The organism is Melioribacteraceae bacterium (assembly GCA_019638015.1).
Lineage (GTDB): Bacteria > Bacteroidota > Ignavibacteria > Ignavibacteriales > Melioribacteraceae > JAHBUP01.
The window spans coordinates 1,786,487-1,802,240 of the sequence record JAHBUP010000001.1; the positions used below are offsets into that span (position 1 = coordinate 1,786,487).

16 protein-coding genes are annotated in these 15,754 nt (G+C 34.8%); 4 read left to right on the top strand and 12 right to left on the bottom strand.

What is annotated here, in order from left to right; genetic code table 11:
- The 10 genes from KF816_07450 to KF816_07495 are packed head-to-tail and all read right to left on the bottom strand — an operon-like array spanning window position 1 to window position 8,798.
- A complete protein-coding gene (locus KF816_07450) occupies window positions 1–1,602 on the bottom strand; it encodes an NADH-quinone oxidoreductase subunit M (GenBank protein MBX3007848.1) in 1,602 nt (533 codons plus the stop codon).
- A gap of 60 nt (window positions 1,603–1,662) precedes the next feature.
- A complete protein-coding gene (gene nuoL, locus KF816_07455; protein MBX3007849.1) occupies window positions 1,663–3,756 on the bottom strand; it encodes an NADH-quinone oxidoreductase subunit L in 2,094 nt (697 codons plus the stop codon).
- 3 nt (window positions 3,757–3,759) lie between these two features.
- Window positions 3,760–4,071 carry an NADH-quinone oxidoreductase subunit NuoK gene (nuoK, locus tag KF816_07460; protein MBX3007850.1) on the bottom strand — a complete coding sequence of 104 codons (312 nt, stop codon included), beginning with the start codon at window positions 4,069–4,071 and terminating at the stop codon, window positions 3,760–3,762.
- A 3-nt stretch (window positions 4,072–4,074) separates the two neighbouring features.
- Window positions 4,075–4,572 carry an NADH-quinone oxidoreductase subunit J gene (locus tag KF816_07465; GenBank protein MBX3007851.1) on the bottom strand — a complete coding sequence of 166 codons (498 nt, stop codon included), beginning with the start codon at window positions 4,570–4,572 and terminating at the stop codon, window positions 4,075–4,077.
- Window positions 4,573–4,583: 11 nt separating this feature from the next.
- A complete protein-coding gene (locus KF816_07470; GenBank protein MBX3007852.1) occupies window positions 4,584–5,156 on the bottom strand; it encodes an NADH-quinone oxidoreductase subunit I in 573 nt (190 codons plus the stop codon).
- 7 nt (window positions 5,157–5,163) lie between these two features.
- Window positions 5,164–6,231 carry an NADH-quinone oxidoreductase subunit NuoH gene (gene nuoH / locus KF816_07475; protein MBX3007853.1) on the bottom strand — a complete coding sequence of 356 codons (1,068 nt, stop codon included), beginning with the start codon at window positions 6,229–6,231 and terminating at the stop codon, window positions 5,164–5,166.
- Window positions 6,231–7,346 (bottom strand): NADH-quinone oxidoreductase subunit D, encoded by a 1,116-nt coding sequence (locus KF816_07480; GenBank protein ID MBX3007854.1) that lies wholly within the window; start codon window positions 7,344–7,346, stop codon window positions 6,231–6,233. The genes nuoH and KF816_07480 overlap by 1 nt, the downstream gene beginning before the upstream one ends.
- A 1-nt stretch (window position 7,347) precedes the next feature.
- Window positions 7,348–7,878: an NADH-quinone oxidoreductase subunit C gene (locus KF816_07485; protein ID MBX3007855.1), complete on the bottom strand. Its 531-nt coding sequence runs from the start codon at window positions 7,876–7,878 to the stop codon at window positions 7,348–7,350.
- 6 nt (window positions 7,879–7,884) lie between these two features.
- Window positions 7,885–8,376, bottom strand: a complete 492-nt coding sequence (nuoB, locus tag KF816_07490; protein ID MBX3007856.1) for an NADH-quinone oxidoreductase subunit NuoB — start codon at window positions 8,374–8,376, stop codon at window positions 7,885–7,887.
- A 2-nt stretch (window positions 8,377–8,378) separates the two neighbouring features.
- Window positions 8,379–8,798 carry an NADH-quinone oxidoreductase subunit A gene (locus tag KF816_07495; protein ID MBX3007857.1) on the bottom strand — a complete coding sequence of 140 codons (420 nt, stop codon included), beginning with the start codon at window positions 8,796–8,798 and terminating at the stop codon, window positions 8,379–8,381.
- A 134-nt stretch (window positions 8,799–8,932) separates the two neighbouring features.
- Here KF816_07495 and KF816_07500 point away from each other — a divergent pair, with 134 nt between their 5' ends.
- The 3 genes from KF816_07500 (at window position 8,933) to KF816_07510 (ending at window position 11,309) form a co-directional block, all read left to right on the top strand.
- A complete protein-coding gene (locus tag KF816_07500) occupies window positions 8,933–9,871 on the top strand; it encodes an SPOR domain-containing protein (protein MBX3007858.1) in 939 nt (312 codons plus the stop codon).
- Between the two features lie 121 nt (window positions 9,872–9,992).
- Entirely contained in the window at window positions 9,993–10,400 is a 408-nt protein-coding gene (gene msrB, locus KF816_07505) for a peptide-methionine (R)-S-oxide reductase MsrB (protein ID MBX3007859.1), read from the top strand.
- 105 nt (window positions 10,401–10,505) lie between these two features.
- Window positions 10,506–11,309 carry a hypothetical protein gene (locus KF816_07510; protein ID MBX3007860.1) on the top strand — a complete coding sequence of 268 codons (804 nt, stop codon included), beginning with the start codon at window positions 10,506–10,508 and terminating at the stop codon, window positions 11,307–11,309.
- Here the strand turns inward: KF816_07510 and KF816_07515 are convergent.
- Both KF816_07515 and KF816_07520 read right to left on the bottom strand, forming a co-directional pair.
- Window positions 11,301–12,221, bottom strand: coding sequence for a DMT family transporter (locus KF816_07515; GenBank protein MBX3007861.1), 921 nt, complete (start codon window positions 12,219–12,221; stop codon window positions 11,301–11,303). The two genes, KF816_07510 and KF816_07515, sit on opposite strands and share 9 nt — an antisense overlap.
- 3 nt (window positions 12,222–12,224) lie before the next feature.
- A complete protein-coding gene (locus KF816_07520; protein ID MBX3007862.1) occupies window positions 12,225–13,589 on the bottom strand; it encodes an MATE family efflux transporter in 1,365 nt (454 codons plus the stop codon).
- Window positions 13,590–13,667: 78 nt separating this feature from the next.
- On the opposite strand from KF816_07520, the gene KF816_07525 reads away from it, so the two are divergent.
- Complete coding sequence (locus KF816_07525; GenBank protein MBX3007863.1) at window positions 13,668–15,647, top strand: hypothetical protein; 1,980 nt, start codon at window positions 13,668–13,670, stop codon at window positions 15,645–15,647.
- Window positions 15,648–15,754 lie beyond the last annotated feature (107 nt).

The window sequence follows — 15,754 nt, forward strand, 5'->3', positions numbered from 1 at the left end:
TTATTTTATCCCGCTTAAAATTGTTGGAATATTTCCATGCATAAGATTAACAAGCGTGTTAACCGAAGTATTCATCATATCCAGCATTGCAGAAGGATAGACACCCAAGAAGATGATAATAATAGTTAATGGAATGAACATTGCCATTTCTCTTTTGTCAATATCTTGTAACGATGACCATTTTTCATTGAGAGGACCGAAGAAAACTCTTTGAAGGGTCCATAACATATAGCCAGCTCCAAGTAAAATACCCAAAGTTGAAATTGCGGTAATTACTCGAATTGAAGCAACTCCAAACGCACCGACAAAAACCAGCGCTTCCGAAACAAATCCGCTCATACTTGGGAGACCAATTGCCGCAAAAAATGCAACAGTTACAAATCCTGTATAAACCGGCATTTGTGTTGCCATTCCGCCAAAGTCATATAATCCTCTTGTGTGAGCTCTATCGTACAACACACCAACAATTAAGAAGAGCATTGCTGTAATTGTACCATGATTAAACATTTGGAAAATGGCACCGTTTATTCCTGTGGTTGATAGTGAAGCCATTCCTAATAAAACATAACCCATATGCGAAACAGAGGAGTAGGCAATTAATTTCTTGAAATCCTTTTGAGCTAAAGCAACTAGAGCGCCATAAATAATATTTATCATTCCAAATAGAGCAATCCACCACATTAAATCTTTTGTTATATCGGGGAAGATTGGATAGCTGATTCTTAAAATTCCATAAGTGCCCATTTTCAAAAGTACGCCGGCAAGAATAACAGATATTGGAGTTGGCGCTTCAACGTGTGCGTCGGGCAACCATGTATGGAAAGGGAACATTGGTATTTTGATAGCAAACCCGGCAAACAGAGCAAGATAGGCTATAAATCTCAAGTTGTGCGGATTTAACGCAGATAAAATTCCATCAGCCGTGTAATTGTTCTGATCCATCATAGCGAGCATATTAAAAGTAAATACTTTGGACCCATCGGCTAATGTTTCAGTCGCGCTGAAGTATAGGCCAATCATTACAAGGAGAATAAATACACTGCCTAATAATGTGTAGATAAAAAACTTAATTGCTGCATATTCTTTTCTTGGTCCTCCCCAAATTCCTATGAGGAAATACATAGGCAGCAGCATTAATTCCCAGAAGATGTAGAAAAGGAAAAAATCTAACGCAACAAACACGCCCATCATTCCGGTATCCAATAATAAGAATAGAGCGAAGTAACCTTTAACCGATTTTTCGATAGTGAAAGAGGAGATAGTAGCAATCAAGGAAACAATAGCTGTAAGTAAAATCATAGGCATGCTTAAACCATCAACACCAAGGAAATAATCAACTTTCAAATTACCAAGCCAGGAAATGCCGGTTATATCGATCCATCTGAATTTTTCAACGAATTGAAAAGATTTCTCCTCATAAATTCCGGCGGCATTGTAATTATAATTTGCCAACAAAATAACAGCGAGAACAACCTGTAGAGAAGTTATGATTAGAGTGAGATATTTTATTTTTGATGATTGCTCCTTAGGCATAAAGAGAATGATGAGCATGCCTATAACCGGGAGAAATGTTATTAATGATAAAATTGGAAATCCAATCATAATTACATACCTATTTTTAATTTTATGTTAACCAAAAACTGGTCACTTATTTTTCAATTATTAAAACGGCTTAAATAACAACAGAAGAATGATCACGGAAAAAACTACGAACACAATGTATGTTTGTACTTTACCGGTCTGCAATTTCTTAAATGAAAAACCAACAAATCCACTGAACAATGCCGTAAAGTTTACTAACCCATCAACGATGAAAGTATCGAACCATCCTGAAATTCTGGAAGTAAAGCGGGTAACTGTTGCTGAGCCATTCACAATTCCATCAACTATTTTTTGATCAAACCAGGAAAGAATATTCCCTAATTTTAGAGTTCCTAATACCGCTGTCACATCATACAATTCATCAATGAACCACTTATTCAAAGAAAATTTATAAAGAGGTCTAATTTTTTGAGATAATTTCTCTGCATCCAATTTTTTCCATTGATAGAAGAGGAACGCAAATAATATTCCTAATCCGGCAACTAAAAGGGAAGCGAACATTGCTGGGTAATGAGCCCAATGCATACTTTCTGTATAAAGAGGTGAGTGAGTAATTTCGCCATGAGTACGAGATTGCTCATTTGCTACACCCTCTTTCATAAAATTAAACCGTGTAAATTCCGGAGTAACAGTTTCGGGTGTTTTAACCCAGCTGCTTAAAAACCATCCGGCATCGGATGAAATTGGATTTGGAGTGTACCAAATAAAAATTGATAAAGTCGCCAATACAATCAGGGGAATTGCCATCAATCTAGGGGATTCATGCGCATGATCATATTTATGATGATCTCTTGGCTCACCATGAAAAGTTAGAATAACTAATCTGAACATATAGAATGCAGTTAGAGCGGCAACTGTAAATCCGATTGTTGGAATTAACCAATGACCTGTTAATTGTCCGAATGCAAGTGTACCGGCAAGAATTCCATCTTTACTTAAAAAACCTGAAGTGAGCGGCACACCGGAAATAGCTAGTGTTGAAATTAAAAATGTTAGATAAGTGATTGGCATTTTCTTTCTCAATCCACCCATGTTCTGAATATCCTGCTCATGATGCATAGCATGAATTACTGAACCGGAGCCGAGAAACAAACAAGCTTTGAAGAATGCGTGAGTAACCAGATGGAAAAACGCGAATGCGTATGCGCCAACACCAAGTGACATAACCATATAGCCAAGCTGAGAAACTGTGGAGTATGCTAAAACTTTTTTAATATCATTTTGAGTTATTGCGATAGTAGCGGCTAAAAGGGAAGTGAATGCGCCAACGACAGCAATAAATAACATTGCGTCTGCAGTCAGCATAACAAAAATTCTCGTTACTAGAAATACACCTGCTGCAACCATTGTAGCGGCATGAATTAATGCAGAAACCGGAGTAGGACCTTCCATTGCATCGGGTAACCAAACATGAAGGGGAAATTGAGCTGATTTTCCAACAGCTCCCATAAAAACTAAAATGCCGGTTACGGTTAGCCAGAAACCGCTATTAAATGGGATTACACCATTTTTAATTTGCTCAAAAATTGTATCGAAAGTAAATGTCCCATAGGTTAAAAAGATTATCAGTATTCCAAGAAACATTCCGATATCACCAATTCTATTTACAATGAATGCTTTTTTTGCGGCATCGGATGCTGATTTTTTCTCGAACCAAAAACCAATTAGTAAAAATGAAGATAGACCAACCAATTCCCAGAAGATGTACATCATTAATAAATTATGAGTGAGTACAATGCCCAACATGGAAAAAGTAAAAACTCCTAAATAGGCGAAATATCTGGTATATTTTTTATCACCGTGCATATATTCGATAGAGAAATAATGAACGAGTGCGCTAATCAAATTAACCACAAATAGCATCAAAACGGTGAGGTTATCTATCTTTATTCCCAAATCAATTTTAACTAAATCAGAAGAGGGGGCGCCTCCCATTGTAATCCATGTGAATTCGGCGATAATATCTTTGTTGAGATAGTAAGCAAACTTAACATATACCATAAGGATAGATAACAATAATGCAATTGAAATTATGAAAACTTCAAAAAGGTATAATTTGGGGATTCTCTTCCCGAAGATTATAACAGTCGCAAATCCCAGTAGTGGAAGAAATAAAATTACCAGCGAAATATTTATCAGTAAACTTTCATTCATAAGCTATTCTTTTAGATTATCGATTTCATCAACGTTAACATTTGCAAATGTCTTATATAAATTTAGAACTATCGCCAGAGCAATTGCAGCTTCAGCCGCGGCAAGTATTATTACAAAAAGGGCGATGGCTTGACCGCTATATCCGAAGTTACCATACCTCGCAAACGCAATAAAATTAATGTTGGCTGAATTGAGAATTAACTCTATTCCCATTAAAACCATCACAGCATTTTTTCTGGTAACAACACCATAAATCCCGAAGGAGAAAAGTATTGCGCTTACAACTAAAAAATGTGTTAATCCTACTTCTAACAAATTTTACTCCTTATCTCTTCTTGCAATTGATGCGGCGCCAATTAAAGCAATTAACAGCAGGATGCCGAGTAATTCAAAAATCAATATATATTCAGTGATTAATAGTCTTCCAAGGTCTTTGGTAGTAGTAATCGGAATTTCTGAGGGAAAAGATTTCCAATCTGTCCAAACCATTACTGAAATTACAGCTCCCATAAAAAGTCCGATGCCAATAGATGCTGGTAGAAGATGAAGGGTACCGGAACGAATATCTACAGTAGTAATTTTGTTTGTAAGCATCACACCGAACAGTAATAAAATAAGAATACCACCTACATAAACCATAATTTGAACTATGGCAAGGAAATCCGCGGCGAGTAAAACATAAATGCCGGCAACTCCAAAAAAAGTGAGTAGTAGATTGAAAGCTGCATAAACAATATTACGAGTTGTGACTACAAATCCTGCCGAAACAAGAGTAATAAGTGCGAACAAATAAAATATGATATCGTAAAAACTCATTATAATAATCTCTATTCAGTTTTATTTTCTGCCGGTGAATCTTTTGGAGTTTCTTTTGGTTTGGCAGCGGCGGCGGCTTTTTGAGCTTCCTTTTCTGCCTGGAATTTTTCGTAATTCTCTTTTTTAACTAATGCTTCGGCATCGGTCAATGTTGCGAATTTATAAATTAAGTTTTCCCTCTCAAACTCAGCAAACTCATAAACATCAGTCATATAAATGCATTCAGTCGGGCAGGGAAAAACACACAATTGACAATAACAACACTTGGCAATATCAATATTAAATTTAGTAACCCAGAGAGCTTTCTTTTTCCCATTTGAAGTTACACCCAAATCTTCACCTGGTGTACTTTTAACAGTTTCAATTTCGATACAACTAACTGGGCATGCTCGAGAACATTGATCGCAGCCAATGCAATCATCCATATTTACATATAATCTATTTCTAACCCGTTCCGGAAGTTTTACTTTCACATCAGGATATTGAATTGTGACAGAAGGTGTAAACAAATGCTTGAAGGTAATTTTCATACCAACAAGTACAGTCCAAATTCCATCCCAGGTATTTCTAAAGTATTCTCTCATAAAAACTTTATAATAAAGAAATTATTCCAATGATAATTAGATTAACAAATGCGTAAGGAATTAAATATTTCCAGCACACAGTCATTAGTTGATCTACACGTAAACGGGGAAGAGTCCATCTCAACCACATTTGAACAAACACAAAAAAGAGTCCTTTTGCCAAAAACCAAAATCCTTGTTCAAAAGGAACCAACCATTCAATTCCCAAACTATTTCCAAGATATCCGAAGGGTGATTGATATCCGCCAAAAAATAAAATAGAAATAATTGCTGAAACTGCAAACATATTGGCATATTCCGAAAGCATAAAGATGCCCCATTTCATACCGCAATACTCAGTAAAATATCCGGCAACTAATTCAGATTCGGCTTCGGGAATATCAAATGGAGTTCTATTTACTTCGGCTAGTGTACTTATATATAAAATTGTAAATCCAATAAACATAAATGGAATGAGCAAAAATTTTGTGAGTCCAAACTCTGCACCGCCAAAAATATTCCAATTCCAAAAATAAGCAGTTTGTTGATCGCTAATTTTTTCCAGGCTGAGTGTTCCGGTGAGCATAACCATTGATAAAACCACTAATACAGTCGGGATTTCATAGCTAACAATTTGGGCTGCTGAACGCATTGCGCCAAGCAGTGAATATTTATTATTGGAGGACCATCCGGCCATTAAAATTCCAGCAACTACTAAACTTGATATGGCTAGAATATAAAATAAACCAACTTCAATCTCACTTCCGATCAGTCCGCTTGAAAAAGGGATTGCCGCGTAAGCCGCAAAACTACCTGTAAAAACTAGAACTGGCGCAATGTTATAAAGCTTTTTATCCGCATCTGAAGCAATAATATCTTCTTTTTGTATCATCTTTATAAAGTCAGCAATTGTCTGAAATGTACCATGCCAGCCGGTGCGCATTGGTCCGACTCTATCTTGCATATGTGCCGAAACTTTTCTTTCCAACCAAACACCTATTAATGCATGTAAGAGAACCCACACTAAAGGTACTGCCGCTGTGAACAATGTGGCAATAATTAAGCTTTCCGATATGTCATAAATAAATTGGTACATTATCTGTCAACTTCTCCTAATACAATATCTATACTACCAAGAATTGCAATAACATCAGCAACTAAATGTCCTTTGCATAATTCGCCAAGGACTTCAAGATTAACAAAAGAGGGAGCTCTAACTTTTACTCTGAAAGGAGTTAAATTCCCATCACTTATTATAAAGTAGCCTAATTCTCCACGGGGATTTTCAACTCGTGTATAGACTGTTCCTTTTGGTGGTTTTATTCTTTTAGGAATCGCAGATTGAACATCGCCTTCCGGGATACTATCTATTGCCTGTTCAATGATGCGAATGCTTTGTTCCATTTCAAGCACTCTTACCCAATATCGATCCCAGCAATCACCTACGGTTCCCATCAATCCTTTACCAACCGGAATATCGAAATCGAATCTATCATAAATTGAGTAGGGGTCTTCTCGTCGCAAGTCAAATGCTAAACCGCTACCACGAAGAACTGGTCCGCTTGCTCCAAAATTAATTGCAGTATCAACTGGGAGCACACCAATATTAGCTGTTCTTTCAATAAATATTTTATTATAAGAAAGGAGGTTGTTTAATTCTACAATTGTGCCTTTGAAGTAATTGAGAAACTCTTTAGTATGTCTTACAAAATCGGGGTGAATATCATGCGATAAACCGCCAACCCACATATAATTATACAGAAGTCGAGCACCGCAAGTCATTTCAAATAAGCTAAGTATCTTTTCACGATCTCTAAATAAATAGAGGAAGGGGGTGAATGCGCCAATATCCAATCCGAAAGTTCCAACCGCCACTAAGTGAGAAGCAATACGCTGCAATTCTCCCATTATGACGCGAATATATTCAACACGCTCCGGTACCTGAATTCCCAGTAGTTTCTCAACGGCAATGACATACCCGAAATTATTATACATGGAAGCAAGGTAATCCATTCTATCAGTATAGGGAATAATTTGCGGATAAGTTAAAGCTTCAGCGTGTTTCTCAAAACAACGGTGCAGATATCCTATATGTGGGCGTACATTTAAAATCAATTCGCCTTCGAGTTCTAATTCAAGTCTTAAAACCCCGTGAGTAGATGGGTGCTGGGGTCCCATATTCAATATCATAGATTCGGTTTTCAAACTCATATTAGTATGGGACCTTCATTCCTTGATAAAATTCGGGATTTTTATAATCTTTTCTTAGTGGATAACCGGCTTCCCAGTCGTAAGGCATTAATATTCTTCTAAGATCAGGATGGTTTAAAAATACAATTCCATACATATCAAATGCTTCACGCTCATGCCAATCTGCGCATCGCCAAACATAATAAACTGATTCAACCTTGGGATCATCTCGATCGACTAACGCTTTAATTGTAATTTTATGTTTAAGAGAGGTGGAATATAGATGATAGTAAATGCTTAAATTACCACCACTTATCGTCTCTGACCCATCTTCATTTTTTAACTTAGTTCCATTCACCTCATCTACTCCCGAAAGGTTCATTAAACTATCAAATTGAAAATCTTCATTTGTTCGTAAAAAATGGCAAACTGTGGTTACTTTATCGGGAGCAATCAATATGATTGGTTCAGTCGGGGTTGATTCATCGATAGATATAATGGAATCGCCAAATTCAGATTTTAGTTTTTCAAATATTTCTTTGGGTTCTTTCATTTATAATTAAGCAGATTTTTTTCTGGTTGATTCATTTCTAATTTTTTCCTGAAGTTTAAGCAATCCTTCAAGAAGAGCTTCCGGTCTTGGGGGGCACCCGGGTACATAAACATCTACTGGAATTACCCGATCAACACCTTTTAATACATGATATCCGTGCTCCCAATATGGTCCCCCGCAATTTGAACAACTACCCATTGATATAATATATTTTGGATCTGGCATCTGCTCATATAATCTTTTTATTCTAATGGCCATTTTTAAAGTTACTGTACCAGAAATAATTATCGCATCAGCTTGCCGGGGAGTATTTCTAGGAATTACACCGAAACGATCAAAATCGTAATGTGAGGCAGAAGTAGCCATCATCTCTATTGCGCAGCAGGCTAATCCAAAACCAAGCTGCCAAATTGAAGAAAGTCTAGCCCAGTTCATTAGGTCATCAACTTTAGCAACAACTATATTTCCATCAGAAAATTCTTGATCCAGATAACCCATTACTAATCCTTTTTAACTTCAACTTTTTTAAGCATATCATCTAATTTTGGAGCTTTTGGATTTGGGCGTGCCCAATCTAAATCTCCTTTCCTCCATTCGTAAGCCATTCCCACACCTAATACCACTAAAAAGATGATGCCGGCTAAGAAACCAAATATTCCATATTCTTTATATACTAATGCCCATGGAAATAGAAGAACAACTTCTACATCAAAGATTAGGAAGATTAAAGCCACAACATAAAACCGTATATTAAATTTGACCCAGGGAGAACCTTCGGGATTTTCACCGCATTCATAGGTAAGATATTTCTCACGGGTGGGTCTATTCGGTCTAATAATTTTGGATATAAATAAGGTGATTATTACAAATACGATAGACAAAATCAAAAAGATAAGAATTTTTCCGAATTCAGTAAGCATCATACTCAAAATTAGTTTTGCAAAAATTAGCATATCATCGATTTATTGTCAAGAAATCTGATTAAAAGTTCTGATATTTTTCATAAATGATTTTTTAACTAACTTTAACCTCAAATTAAAAAAATAAATCTAAAGTGCGTTCACTAATAATAATATTGATTTTAGCTCCAGCAATTTTATTTAGCCAAAGTTCAAATCAGAAATGGATAAAAATATTTGAAGACTCTACTCAATCAATTTTAGTTGATACAAGTTCTTTGAAGCAATTTGAGAACCAGATCTCGCTTCTAAGTATTACCAATTATAAAATCCCAATCACGCTTAGAAATATCGAAAATATTTCTCAGATCAAAACTCAAATATTATGTAATGTTACAACAAAGAAGTTTACAATGGTTGGGACACTTTTTTACGACAATAAATTTAAAATACTTGGAGAAGCATCACGACCAGGATTAAGCACGAGCACTACTCAATTTGCTGAAAGTATTGAAAGCAATAAAACTGTTACTGAAATTTTTAATTGGGCAACATCTTATTTGGGAATAACTCCTGAACAAGAAAAAATTAATACAACGCAACCCGTAGCAAAGATTGATCAACAACCTAAGTCAAGAACTTTACCCGATACGATTAACGGAAAAGGAAAGAGCGAAATAAAAATTGTTACCCCAGTTAATAGTGATAAAAAAGAATCAGAAATTGTTAAAGCCCCGGAGAAACTTGTAATTAGTAATATCTCCGAATCAAAAGTTGATAAAAGTGAGGAGTTGAAAACTTCTTCATCAAATCAGAATAAAAATACCGGGATAGTTCCTCAACCAAGTTCTCAGACAGATGTTAATGTTAAGGACATGATTTTTTACAATGGAAAGGAATATTCATTTCAAATTTCAGCTTGGAGAAATAAGCGTAAAGCTGAATCGGAAGTTCAGAAGTTAAAACGACGTGGACATAATGCTTTTTTAGTTCAAGCAGACCTCCCAAATAGAGGCGGTACTTGGTACAGAGTAAGAATCGGTTTTTTTACATCTATTGAAGCAACTGAATCTTATATGAAACAAATCAAATAATATATTTGTTTAGCTTTTACTTATAAAGGAAAGCCAAATGAAAATTCTACTCCTCGCGATATTCTCAATTCAAGTATTATCCGGATGTATTCACACAAATAAAAAATATGAAGGTAGTGATATGCCAGAAAAAATTATTAAATCGGAAGAAGAATGGAAAAAAGTATTAACTGAAGAACAATATAGAGTATTGAGAGAAAAAGGTACGGAACGTGCGTTTACTGGCAAGTATTGGGATCATACTGAAGAAGGAAAATATAAATGTGCTGGATGTGGTGAAATTTTATTCGAATCCCAAACAAAATTTGACGCAGGATGCGGATGGCCAAGTTTCTATAAGCCGGTAGATAATAAAGTTATCGATGAAAATGTTGATACAAGTCATTTTATGGTTAGAATTGAAGTATTGTGTTCAAAGTGCGGCGGTCATCTTGGGCATGTATTTAATGATGGACCAAATCCAACCGGCTTACGGTATTGCATAAACTCCGTATCTATTGAATTTGAAAAAAAATCGGTTGAAAAATAATATTATGGTAATAAAATTTTTCATTTCTATTGGTCGAACTCTATGGCTGCCAGTAAACTTTTTATAATGTTGCTATTGACAACAAATTTTGTGTTTTGTCAATCTATGAAAGATTACAATGATGTTGTAGCTTCAGAATATGAGTTCATTAATGCGGCCAAGGTAATTGGAATAAACAAATCTTTTATTAAATATGCCGCTGAAGATGGAATACTTTTCACTCCATATCCTTCAAACGCAAAAAAATATTACTCTGAAAGAAAAGAAAGTCATGCATTGCTTAATTGGGCTCCAATTTATGTAATTTGTTCACACTCTGGTGATCTAGCTTTTTCAACAGGGTACTGGAATATTAGATCAAAGGAGAGTGATACTACCGCATTAGCAAATGGTACTTTTGCTACAGTCTGGCAAAAACAGAAAGATGGGCGCTGGAAGTTCGCAATTGATAAAGGAGTAAGTCATTCTGAACCGCCTCTTGAGTTCAAAATTATAGATCATAAAAATATATCTGAAATTGTTCCTTTAAGTGATTTCATAGAATTTTCGCAAGACAATGAATTAATCGAGATAGAGAAACGAATAACTAATTCAATTAAAGAAAAATCATATTCTGCTTTAATTGAGCCTTACTTATTTAATGGTTCCAGAATCCTTAGAGAAAATAGTTTACCAATCGTTGGGGTAAAAGAAACTTCAACTTATTATAAAAATGAGAACCTAAATTATGAACTCAATCCGGTAGCTGGTAAAATATCAAAGGCAAATGATTTTGGCTTTACTTTTGGCTTGGCGGAAGTTCATGAAAATTCTGAAAGGAACAAATACACTTTCTTTCATGTATGGATAAAACAAAACGAAGTGTGGAAACTTCTTTTGGATTTAACAACTCCTATAAAATCAAATTAGCTTTTTGTTTTTATTTGCGAACAAGGTGTTCCCACTCACTTTTAATATGCTAACAATTAAAATTAGTACTCCAACCCACTGATAAATATCTAAGTAGTTATCGCGTAATAAATATTCTAGAATTAACGCAGTTAACGGAAATGCCAATTCGCAAATTGTAGCCACCGATGCAGAAATTCTTTTTAAACCAAAATAGTATAAAAAAATTGCCGCGCCACCGGTTGTAAAAGCTATCAAAAGAAATATTAACCATTGAGCTGATGAGATTGTTACAGCTGATTCATAACTTGATGAAAATAGGACTATAATAGACATTGCGATTGCTGCTATCAAAAATCTTAAGTATGTACCGACTTCAAAGCTCACATTTTTTAATGCTCTTTTACTTAGTACTGTTGAAGAAGCAAAACTAATTGCCGCAATTAATGAAAGCGATGCAGCTATAATTGTTTTTTCACCCGTATTAAAATTTGGAAGAGTTACACCGAATGTCATCAAATAGGTGCCTAGAATCGCGAGCCCAGACCAGATAAAAAAATTATTTTCAAGTTTTTCTTTTAACAAGATTGCGGCGAATGCTAAAGCAAATACCGGCTGCAATTTTTGAATTAATATTACTGCAGAAAGATTAACATAATTTACAAAGAAAAGTGCTTGAGTTATTGCCATAGTTCCAAGTGCGCCTCCAAAAACTCCAACACCTAAAAATGCTATCCAGTCATTTCGATTCAAATTTTTTATTACATCAAATTTTTTAAACAAAATAGGGGATAATAAAGCAACAACAATCAAACTTTCAATAAAAACAACCAATGATACTGGCAAATTATAAAGAGAGGGCCGAAGAACTACCCCATCAAATCCCCAGAGTGAGGCCGCAACAATAATAAATATAGGAGCAAATTTATTCATGAATCATCCTATTAAAGTCTTTTGATCTTCTTCGGTTAGTATTATTTCTTCTTTTGATTTTTTGTTAAAACGTAACACACACAAACTGCCTAAAACAATTAACCCAATTAATAGCCCGATCCAAATTCCTACAGTGCCTAATTGAAAAGTAAATCCTAATAAATAAGCAACAGGAATTCCAATTAGCCAGTAGGAACCAAAAGAAATGAATAGAGGAACTTTTACATCGGTTAGTCCTCTTAAGACTGAAATGCCCGATGCCTGAAGCCCGTCAAACAATTGAAACAACGCAGCTACAATTATCAACTGTGAGGCTAACTCAATCACTTTAACATCATCAATATAAAATTGAGGAAGTAGATCTTTCATTATGATAAAAATCACTCCAAAAGTTAGCATTAATGCCGCAGATAAACCAATTGATGTAAATCCCGATTTTCGTAAATCATCTTTATTTCCTCTTCCAACAGATAAACCCACTCGAATCATGCCGGCAGAAGAAATTCCAAGTATAATCATATAAGTAATTGAAGCTAGATTAATTGCGATTTGATGAGCGGCAAGGGGGACAGCACCAATCCAACCAATCATAACCGCGGCGCAAACAAAACATCCAACCTCCAAGAAATATTGGAGTCCGCTCGGCAATCCTATCGAAAATAATTTTTTCAGTAATGCGCGGTCAATAATCTTTAAAGTGAATGAAGGATTAAAATTTATTACTTTTTTATAATTGAGTGTGACAACCATTAATGCAATCGCCATTGTCCATCTTGTTCCGGTAGTTGCAATTCCCGCACCCAATAATCCTAATTTCGGTGATCCCAAGTTCCCGAATATGAAAATCCAATTTAGGAACGCATTCAGTATGTTGGCTGATAGTGATATTATCATCGGAGGAATCGGTTCACTTAATCCTTCCAAAAATTGTCTGTAGCATTGAAAAATTATGAATGGAATTATTGATGCGATAAGTGTTCGCAGATATGGAATTGCTTCATTTACCACTTCATCAGGCTGATTCATATAAGGTAATAGAAATGATAAACCATACATCAGAAAAATTAATACGAACGCAAAAATAATATTAATGAGTAGAGAGTGATTTAATATTTGCCCGCATTCCTTATTTCTGCCTCTCCCTTTTGCCATCGCAATTAATGGAGAAGCTGCCATTGTCATTCCAATACCAATTACTATTATCAAAAAAAATAATCCATTAACCAAACTAGCTGCTGCAAGTGGAACTGCCCCCAATTTACCAACCATTAAACTATCAACCACACCAAGCATAACATGGCCTAATTGACCCGTTGATATTGGAATCGCAAGTTTTAGTGTATCCGATATGTGTTCTTTTAAATTCATATTTTGAAATTTAATTGCGCAAAGATAAGGATTGCCGGTAACATTTATTAAATTTCCAATCTCTTTTAGAAGGAATAAATGGAAACAAAGTTATTAAATAGAGTTCTCGAAGTATCGATATTATCGATAATAATTACTGTTTTTGTGTGGAATGCTTACTCAGTAAGATTTATTCAGGATGATGCTTTTACTTCACTTACTTATGCCAAGAATCTAATTGAAGGGAATGGACTCGTCTTTAATATAAATGAAAAAGTGGAAGGCTACACTAACTTTACCTGGGTTTTATTAAATGTACCAATTCTTGCTTTCGCGAGTGATATTGAAACGGCTCTCCAAATGCTCTCAATATTATTTTCAATTCTTACTATAATTGCTGTATACAACCTTAATAAAATAGTAATGAAAATTGTAATAAATAAATCAGAAGCGCAGAATATTATTATATCAGCATTACCTCTAATACTATTTAGCGTTTCTCCTGCATTTATTTATTGGGGAATCAGCGGAATGGAAACATCCCTATTTCTCTTTTTAATTATGATGATGATTTTACTCATCATTAAAAGAAAAAATAATAATAGCGCAGGTAATATTTTTGTAATATTCTCGATACTTGTCTCGCTCACCCGTCCAGAAGGTTTACTTGTAGCGGCAATATTTTTTTTCTATACATCCATATCTCTAATAATTGAAAAAAGAAAAAATATAAAACATCGCTTGCTTTTTTTTCTGAGAAGCAGATTGTTGCGTGAAATTTTATTCTACATAATGATTGTTGGGATATATTACTTAGCCAAGACTCTCTATTATGGCTATCCTTTGCCCAACACATTTTATGCAAAGACGAGTTTTAATGCGGAATATTTGAATAGAGGAATTGAATATTTCATCAATTTTGCTAGACACTACTTAGGATACGGAATTATTTTGATATTGCCGGTTTACCTTTTCAGATATAAGTATATGAGATTGTTACTATCACTCTTATATAGTTTCATTTTTATTTGGATTATTTCAATTATACTTATTGGCGGGGATGTTCTTCCCATTAACCGTTTCTTTCTTCCGGTGCTACCCCTAATATATTTGTTGTTTGTGGTAGTCTTGATAAAGATTACAGAATTAATTGCAGTCTTGAGTAAATTAAATTCTTGGTTCACACTAATTCTAATTGTTGTGATACTTATACCGGTCTTTATTTATATACAGGACAGCGAAAAAATGAAGATGCATGAAGTGAGAAGTTATGAAACCGGTCTGGTTAAAAAGATGAAAATTTATGCAAGATGGATTAATGACCGTCCCAGAGTAGATGATGTTAAACCGGTGATTGCGATGTCAACAATTGGTGCTTTTTCATTCTACTCTAATTCTGAAATTATTGACTTAGTTGGACTAACCGATAAATATACGGCTCACAATCCACTTGAAGAGGAGGGGATTGACAATCATCTTCCGGTACTATGGAAAGAAAGAAGATACAACGCAAAATATGTTATGTTGAGAAGGCCCGATTACATTATATTTCCCGCTGGTGCAAAACCAAGTGCCTTTGCCGAATGCGCGGTTTATATTCAGCCAGAATTTTATGAAAATTATTATACTCAATTATTTTATTCAGATGAACTAAAGCAGCTTCTCCCAATATTTACAAAGATGGAAAATGTTCGGCAATTATCAAAAAGTGAATGCAAAGTTGACTACTTGAAATATTATATTGAAGCTACGAATGATTTCCTAAATTTAACAAGTAATCCGAATTCGAGTTCATTACCTGAATTATTCTCTAAAATTGATTCTGTGATTTATTTTTGTCCCGATAGAACTAATGAAGCTTTAACACTAAAAGGAATGGCCTATTATCATTTAAGAGATTACAAAAATGCTCAATCTTTCTTGGAAGAAGCATCGACTACGGATTCTACGAATTCAATATCAAGGATATATTTAAAAAATATTTATCAGAAAAATGGAGATACTAGAAGAGCCATCCAAATGTTGATGGAAGCCAAGAAATATTCTCCCGATATTATACCTACACTTAAAATTAATTGAATATAGTTTCACAGATGGTCACTGCGATTGCTATATCCTCAAAAAAATTGTTTTGCATAATTATACATTTAAATAAAAATGATATAATTATATCGTACCACTTGTTT

What these genes read in the sequence shown, in the direction of transcription:
- KF816_07450 (MBX3007848.1), bottom strand. Translation starts at nt 1,602, where the DNA reads ATGATTGGATTTCCAATTTTATCATTAATAACATTTCTCCCGGTTATA.
- nuoL (MBX3007849.1), bottom strand. Translation starts at nt 3,756, where the DNA reads ATGAATGAAAGTTTACTGATAAATATTTCGCTGGTAATTTTATTTCTT.
- KF816_07465 (MBX3007851.1), bottom strand. Translation starts at nt 4,572, where the DNA reads ATGAGTTTTTACGATATCATATTTTATTTGTTCGCACTTATTACTCTT.
- KF816_07470 (MBX3007852.1), bottom strand. Translation starts at nt 5,156, where the DNA reads ATGAGAGAATACTTTAGAAATACCTGGGATGGAATTTGGACTGTACTT.
- nuoH (MBX3007853.1), bottom strand. Translation starts at nt 6,231, where the DNA reads ATGTACCAATTTATTTATGACATATCGGAAAGCTTAATTATTGCCACA.
- KF816_07480 (MBX3007854.1), bottom strand. Translation starts at nt 7,346, where the DNA reads ATGAGTTTGAAAACCGAATCTATGATATTGAATATGGGACCCCAGCAC.
- KF816_07485 (MBX3007855.1), bottom strand. Translation starts at nt 7,878, where the DNA reads ATGAAAGAACCCAAAGAAATATTTGAAAAACTAAAATCTGAATTTGGC.
- nuoB (MBX3007856.1), bottom strand. Translation starts at nt 8,376, where the DNA reads ATGGGTTATCTGGATCAAGAATTTTCTGATGGAAATATAGTTGTTGCT.
- KF816_07495 (MBX3007857.1), bottom strand. Translation starts at nt 8,798, where the DNA reads ATGCTTACTGAATTCGGAAAAATTCTTATCTTTTTGATTTTGTCTATC.
- msrB (MBX3007859.1), top strand. Translation starts at nt 9,993, where the DNA reads ATGCCAGAAAAAATTATTAAATCGGAAGAAGAATGGAAAAAAGTATTA.
- KF816_07510 (MBX3007860.1), top strand. Translation starts at nt 10,506, where the DNA reads ATGAAAGATTACAATGATGTTGTAGCTTCAGAATATGAGTTCATTAAT.
- KF816_07515 (MBX3007861.1), bottom strand. Translation starts at nt 12,221, where the DNA reads ATGAATAAATTTGCTCCTATATTTATTATTGTTGCGGCCTCACTCTGG.
- KF816_07520 (MBX3007862.1), bottom strand. Translation starts at nt 13,589, where the DNA reads ATGAATTTAAAAGAACACATATCGGATACACTAAAACTTGCGATTCCA.
- KF816_07525 (MBX3007863.1), top strand. Translation starts at nt 13,668, where the DNA reads ATGGAAACAAAGTTATTAAATAGAGTTCTCGAAGTATCGATATTATCG.